This is a genomic window from Arthrobacter sp. Y3223164, from assembly GCF_059091005.1.
This window is the reverse complement of the sequence record NZ_JBNHGF010000139.1, coordinates 1-6,605: the sequence shown is the minus strand read 5'-3', so window position 1 is coordinate 6,605 and position 6,605 is coordinate 1. Positions and strand designations below refer to the sequence as shown.

At 68.3% G+C, this 6,605-nt stretch carries 6 protein-coding genes and 1 tRNA gene; 2 read left to right on the top strand and 5 right to left on the bottom strand.

The features are described from left to right. The 5 genes from AC5RUJ_RS08895 to AC5RUJ_RS08875 form a co-directional block, all read right to left on the bottom strand. On the bottom strand, nt 1–226 hold a 226-nt coding region (locus tag AC5RUJ_RS08895), incomplete at its 3' end, for a hypothetical protein (protein WP_494155770.1). Nucleotides 227–312: 86 nt separating this feature from the next. Next, nucleotides 313–1,470 carry an FAD-dependent oxidoreductase gene (locus AC5RUJ_RS08890; protein ID WP_494000669.1) on the bottom strand — a complete coding sequence of 386 codons (1,158 nt, stop codon included), beginning with the start codon at nt 1,468–1,470 and terminating at the stop codon, nt 313–315. A gap of 122 nt (nt 1,471–1,592) precedes the next feature. Continuing rightward, a tRNA-Pro gene (locus AC5RUJ_RS08885) sits at nt 1,593–1,666 on the bottom strand. 132 nt (nt 1,667–1,798) lie between these two features. Beyond that, nucleotides 1,799–3,607: an ABC transporter ATP-binding protein gene (locus AC5RUJ_RS08880; RefSeq protein WP_494128631.1), complete on the bottom strand. Its 1,809-nt coding sequence runs from the start codon at nt 3,605–3,607 to the stop codon at nt 1,799–1,801. Then, nucleotides 3,604–5,400 (bottom strand): ABC transporter ATP-binding protein, encoded by a 1,797-nt coding sequence (locus AC5RUJ_RS08875; protein ID WP_494128630.1) that lies wholly within the window; start codon nt 5,398–5,400, stop codon nt 3,604–3,606. Before AC5RUJ_RS08875 ends, AC5RUJ_RS08880 begins: the two co-directional genes overlap by 4 nt. Nucleotides 5,401–5,561: 161 nt before the next feature. Between AC5RUJ_RS08875 and AC5RUJ_RS08870 the strand changes: the two genes are divergently transcribed. Both AC5RUJ_RS08870 and AC5RUJ_RS08865 read left to right on the top strand, forming a co-directional pair. Continuing rightward, nucleotides 5,562–6,194: a nicotinamide mononucleotide transporter gene (locus AC5RUJ_RS08870; protein ID WP_494128629.1), complete on the top strand. Its 633-nt coding sequence runs from the start codon at nt 5,562–5,564 to the stop codon at nt 6,192–6,194. Between the two features lie 142 nt (nt 6,195–6,336). Next, nucleotides 6,337–6,605 (top strand): hypothetical protein (locus AC5RUJ_RS08865; protein ID WP_494155769.1); only part of this gene is annotated, 269 nt, incomplete at its 3' end.

Sequence of the window (6,605 nt, the reverse complement as noted above, 5' to 3'; positions counted from 1 at the left end):
AGCCGGCAGCGAGCAGCAGCCAGAGCGGCACGGCGGACGGGAAGACGACCGCGGCGGCGAGCACCACGGCCAGGGCGCAGCACAGCCCGGAAAAGCAGTACCAGAACGCGGTGTCCGGATCGGGGCGGCGGCGCAGGCCGCGTTCCACCGCGTAGGAGGTCAGGAAAACCACGGCAGCCAGCACGGCCGTGGCGACGGCCAGCTGCGCGAACTCTGCGAGGAACATCGGCACCCCTGCTGACGGAGTTATCTTCCATTCCAATACGGGGCGCGGGCAGAGTCAATGGGAGAGGGTGCCGCGGGGCCCCCGGGTCACTTGTCGACGCGGCCGACGACGTCGTCCAACTGCTTGAAGACCAGGGCCTGCGGCGCCTTGCTCATTACCGTCCGCTGGAGCTTCTGCTTCCACGGCTTCTGCTGCCGTGCCATGGCTGCCATCTTGCGCGAGCGCTCGACCACCTTGGCGGTGCGCGGGCCCCGCGCCCGTTCGTAGTTGCGCAGGGCCGTGGTGATGTTCCAGTCGGCGTTCAGCGCGCCGGCCAGCGCGACCGCGTCCTCGAGGGCCTGGCTTGCGCCTTGGCCGAGGAACGGCAGCATGGGGTGCGCGGCGTCGCCCACGAGGGTGGCGTGGCTGCCGGACCAGACGGCGGCGGGTTTCCGGTCGAACAGTTCGTGCGCCATGATGTCCTGGCTCTTGGTGGCGCCGATGACCGCCCGGACGGCCGGGTGCCAGCCCTCGAAGCGCTGCAGGGCCAGGGTGCGCCAGAGGACCTCGTCGTCCTGCGCCAGCACGTGGTTGGGCATGGTGGCGTACCAGTAAATGAGGCCGCCCGGCAGCGGGATCATGCCGAAGACCTCCCCGTTGCCCCAGGACTCGCCCCAGGGCAGCCAGCCCGGATCGAGGTCGCCGATCGGGCAGACCGCGCGCATGGCGGTGATGCCGGAGGCCCGCGGGGCGCCGTCGCCGATTAGGTCGTGGCGGACCAGCGAGCGCAGGCCGTCGGCGCCGACCACCAGGTCCGCGTGCAGGGAGCCGCCGTTGTTCAGCGTGACCGTCCCGCCGTGCTGATCGCGCCGGAACTTCACCGCCTGCAAACCCAGATGCACCGTGTTGACGTAGAGCGAGTCGTTCAGCAGCGTGGTGAGGTCCGAGCGGTGGATGGAACGCAGCGGGTGGCCGTAGCGCTGCCGGAGGTCGTCGCTGCTGAACGTGGACAGCACGTTGCCGAACTGGTCGTGCGAGCTGCCGCCGACCGGGAGGGAGGCCTCTTCAAAGGCGTCCAGCACGCCGAGCCGCTGCAGGGCGCGTGTCCCGTTGGCCCAGATCGTCAGCCCGGTGCCCAGCTGCTGCAGCGTTCCGGCGCGTTCGACCACGTGGACTTTCCAGCCGGTTCGTTGCAAGGCCCGCGCAGTGGCGAGCCCGCCGATTCCGGCCCCTACGATGAGCGCCGAGCGCTGCAGAGACCCCATGGGTCCATACTTCCCGCTTTTGGGCCGGGTTCACAACTTTCGTCCGGTACAAACCGGTTCCGGGAGCGGAAAAGCAAGAACTCCCGCCGCTCCGAAGAGCGGCGGGAGTTCCCGGTGATTCGTCGGGGTGACAGGATTTGAACCTGCGACCTCGTCGTCCCGAACGACGCGCGCTACCAAGCTGCGCCACACCCCGATACCGTTGCCCCCGCCGTCGTCGTGACGGCCGCGAAAGCAACTGTTCAAGAATAGCGGAGACAGCCCCCAAAGGAGAAATCGGCGAGGGCCCGGGCAGGCCTTGGTCAGACCGGACGCGGCCCGGCCCCGGTCAGACCAGCGAGTCCTTCCACGCGGCGTGCAGTTGGGCGAAGCGGCCGTCGCCGGCGATCAGTTCCGCCGGCGGCCCATCCTCGACCACCCGGCCCTCGTGGATGACCAGCACCCGGTCGGCGATCTCGACGGTGGAAAGCCGGTGCGCGATGATCAGCGCCGTGCGGTTGCCCAGCAGCGTCTGCAGGCCCTCCTGGACCTGGCGCTCGCTGGGAATGTCCAGCGACGCGGTGGCTTCGTCCAGGATCAGCACCGCCGGGTCGGCCAGGAACGCGCGCGCGAAGGAGATGAGCTGCCGCTGGCCGGCAGAGACGCGGCCGCCGCGCTTGTTCACGTCGGTGTCGTAGCCCTCGGGCAGAGACAGGATGAACTCGTGGGCGCCGACGGCGCGGCCGGCGTCCTCGATCTGCGCTCGGCTGGCCTCCGGGTTGCCCAGAGCGATGTTCTCCGCGACGCTGCCGCTGAACAGGAACGCTTCCTGCGTGACCATCACGACGGCGCGGCGCAGGTCTTCGTTGGACAGCTGCCGCAGCTCGATCCCGTCCAGGGTGAGCGACCCGGAGGTCAGGTCATAGAAGCGGGCGATCAGTTTGGCCACGGTGGACTTGCCGGCCCCGGTTTGCCCGACGACGGCGACCGTCTGGCCGGCGGGAATGTCCAGGTCCAGCCTGGGCAGCACCACCCGGCCGTCGCCGTAGCCGAAGACGGCATCACGGAACCGGATCGCGCCGCGGGCGTCCTTGAGCGGGACCGGCCGGGCCGGGGGAACGATGGTCGGTTCTTCCTCCAGCAGCCCGGAGACCTTCTCCAGCGCGGAGGCCGCCGACTGGAAGGAGCTGTAGAACATGGCGATCTGTTCGGTGGGGCGGAAGACCTGTTTGGTGGCCAGCAGCACCGCGACCAGGGTGCCAATGGCAAGATCGCCGTCGAGCACCCGGAAGCCGCCGATCAACAGCACCACGGCCACGGTCAGGTTGCCGACGCCGTTCAGCACCGGCTGGAGCACGCCGAAGTACCTGATGTTCCGCAGGGTCGCGCCGCGGTAGTCGGCGGCCAGCTTGTTGTAGCGGTCGGAGTTGTCGTGCTCGCGGCGGAAGGCCTTGACGGCTCGGATGCCGGTCATGGTTTCCACAAAGTGCACGATCAGCCGGGCCGACACCACCCGGGAGGCGCGGTTGGCCAGCTCGGAGCCCTTTTGGTACCACCGGGTAACGAAGGCGATGGGTATGGCGGCGACCAGGATGATCAGCCCGCTCTTCCAGTCCAGTCCGGCGATGCTGATGGCGGTGAAGAGCATGAACATCACGCCGGAGGTCAGCTGGGTGACGCCGTTGTCCAGCAGTTCCCGCAGCGCCTCCAGGTCCGACGTCTGCCGGGAGATGATCCGGCCGGAGGTGTAGGTTTCGTGAAACTCCAGGCTCAACCGTTGGGTGTGCCGGAAGACCCGGACCCGCAGGGCCAGCAGCATGGCCTGGCTGAGACGGGCGGTGACGTAGATGTAGGCCGCCAGCAGGGATCCGCCGGCGATCGCGACGGCGGCGTAGGCGGCGCCGACCAGCACCAGGGGCATGGTGTCGCCGCCGGTGAAGGCCGGCAGCGCATTGTTGATGCCGAAGGCCACCAGCACCGGACCGGCGGCCCGGGCGGCGTTGCTGGCCACCACCAGCACGATGGAGAGCGCGAACAGCCGCTTGTGCGGGGACACCAGTTCGCCCAGCAGCCGCAGGGAGCGCCGCCTGACGGCTCTGCGGTCGGTTTGGTCCAGGTTGATGTTGTCTTCGCCGGCGACTCCGGTCATGGAACTCATCGGGCTTCCTTTGCGTCCAGGACGTCTTCGACCATGGGCTCGGCCGCCAGCGAGGCGATCACGTACCGGTAGTGTGTGCTGCTGCGCAGCAGCTCCGAGTGGCTGCCGACCGCAGTAATCCGTCCGTCCTGCAGCAGCGCTACCCGGTCGGCCAGCGCCACGGTGGAGGGCCGGTGGGCCACGATCACGGTGGTGGTGCCGCGCAGTTCTTCCCGCAGCCGCTGCGTAACCGCTTCTTCGGTCCGCACGTCCAGGGCCGAGAGCGGGTCGTCCAGCACCAGCACGGCCGGTTGCGCGGCGATGGCCCGGGCCAGGGCGATCCGCTGCCGCTGCCCGCCGGACAGGCTTAGTCCTTCCTCGCCGATCCGCGTGTCCACGCCCTGCGGCAGGTCATAGGCGAACCCGGCCTGCGCCACCTCGAGCGCCCGGGAGAGGAGGATTTCGGGATCTTCGCGGCCCGGGCGGGCACCGAGCAGCACGTTGTCGCGGACCGAGGTGGAGAACAGCGTGGAGTCCTCGAAGGCCACCGACACGCGGGCGCGCAGCTCGGCCAGCGGGAGATGACGGATATCCGTACCGTCCAGGAACACGGCGCCGGAGGTGACCTCATACAGCCGGGGAATCAGCTGCAGCAGGGTGCTCTTGCCCGAGCCGGTGACCCCTACCAGCGCCAGGGTTTCACCCGCGCGCACGTGCAGGTCCACGCCGTCGAGAACCGGGGCCGCGTCCGCGGCGGCGTCGGGATAGCGGAAGACTACGTTGGACAGGCGCAGTTCCCCGCGCACGGGGCCGGCCGGTGCGGGAACGTCCGGGTCGATGATGGTGTTCTCCGTATCCATCACGTCGAAGTGCCGGTCCAGTGCGGTCTTCGCCGTCAGCGTCATGCCCATCAGGGAACCGATCGCTTCCACCGGACCGGCCACCACGGCGGCGGTGGCAAAGAAGGCGACCAGGTCGCCGACGGTCATGTGCCCGCCGGAGACCTGCATGATGCCGATGACCAACGCGGCGCCCAGCACCAGATCGGGCAGCGACACGACGGTGGCGAGGAACTTGGACAGCGTGCGGGCCTTGGCCAGTTCGGTCTGGCGCAGTTCTTCGGCCTGGCCGTGGAAGTTCTCCAGCGCGTACTTGCCGCGGCCGAAGGCCTTGAGCACCCGGATCCCGTGCACCGATTCCTCCACGGTGGTGGCGAGGTCGCCCGCCTGGTCCTGGCTCAGCCGGGAGGAAGCGCCGAATGCGGTACGGAACCGGAACCCCTGCCAGACGAGGGGCACGGCGGCGGCCAGGAAGATCAGTCCCAGCAACTGGTTCAGCGCGAACATCAGCGCCAGCCCCGCGACCACCGTCACGAAGGAGACCACCAGCATGAGGGAGCCGAACGCCAGCCAACGCCGGATCAGTCCCAGGTCGGCCATGGAGCGGGAAAGCAGCTGGCCCGAGCCCCAGCGGTCATGGAAGGCGGCCGGCAGATGCTGCACGTGCCGGTAGAAGCTGGTGCGCATGCCCATCTCCACGTCCGTGGCGGGCGCGATCGCGAACACGCGCCGCAGGTACACCAGCCCGGCCTCGGCCACGCCCAGCACCGCAATGACGACGGCGGGGCCCCAGACTTCCGAGGGGCGGCCGCCGGTATGGATGGTGTCGACCAGGCCACGCAAGACCTGGGGAATGGCCAGTGCCACCAGGCTGGCGCCGAGGGCGCTGAAGAATCCCAGGATCAGCCGGGGGAGGATGGGCCGGACATAGTGTTTGAGCCGGGCGATCGAGCGCCAAAGGGATAACTCAGTCATGTGGTCGATTCGTTGCAGTGGTTCGGAGGGCTTCGTGTACTGCAGCAACTATCCTAGCGACCGCGTTGAGGCGCTGGTCACTGTTGGCACCCCCCGAGCCGACCCGTGGGGAAACCGATGCTTGCTAGGCTGTGCGGAACAATTCACCAACGGGGGCGGGCATGGATCTGGCAGACGTCGTGCACGGCTTCGGGTCGTTCCTGTGGACATCAATGCTCTTTCCGCTGCTGCAGGTGGCCGGCGTCCTGCTCTTGGTGCTTCGGAAGCCGGCCGGCTGGCTGGTGCTGCTGGTGGAACCGGTCCTGTCCCTGGTGTTGATGGGAGTGACGGGCGCTTTTAGCCTTGCCGTCCTGGTGCTGCCCGCGGTGGCGGCCTACGGATGGTGGCGGTGGCGCCGGCGGTCAGCGGCCGGCGGGTTTCTTGTCCATCCGGTCCAGCGGCCCGACTGGCTGGCCGCGGCCTGCCTGATGGTGCTTGTCGTGCTGTTCTTCGGTGTCGACGTGCTGCCCATGATGCTGATGCACATGGCCGACCCGGCGGCCATTGCTGAGGCAGCGGTCGTTAGCCTGCTGACTCCGCTGTTGTACCTCGGTCTGGCGCGCGGTGTCATCGAAGCCTGGTGGATCGGCGTCGCCCTCTCGCTGATGGGCCTGGCAAGAGGGGCAGTGAACGCAAACCCGCAGGTCCTGTTTGCACTGGACGGCATCGTGTTCACCGTCCTGCTGGGAATTTTGAGTCTGTACGGCTGGTCCAGATGGCGCGAGGCGCATGCGGAGTCGGCCGCTTCGACGTAGCATCGCGGCGCAGTGCTTCGGCTTGGCGCCGTGCTTCGCCCAGCATTGTGCTTCCGCTTGGAATGCATTGCCCTAGGGCACTACTCCTACACACAGGGCCCTTTTGATGGCTATCGAATCTGTGTACGAATAAAATTGTGGTATGGCTCTTGCACCGTTGGACCGCACCGGGGAGATGGAAGCATCTCTGGACCAGGCGTGTGTCCTGCTGCAAGATGTCGCCGATCGCTTCCCCGTTGAGTTCTCTTCCCTGTGCAACAGGGACCTGGCCAATACGGTGGCGGCGGTCGAGGGCGTTTCGAAGCTGGTGGAGTTCCTGCAGGCGGTCGGCGCCCACGCGGTGGAGCGGGCGGACATCGCCGCCACCGGGGAAACCGCGCCGGCGTCAAGACCCGGCGCAGAGGCCGGTGC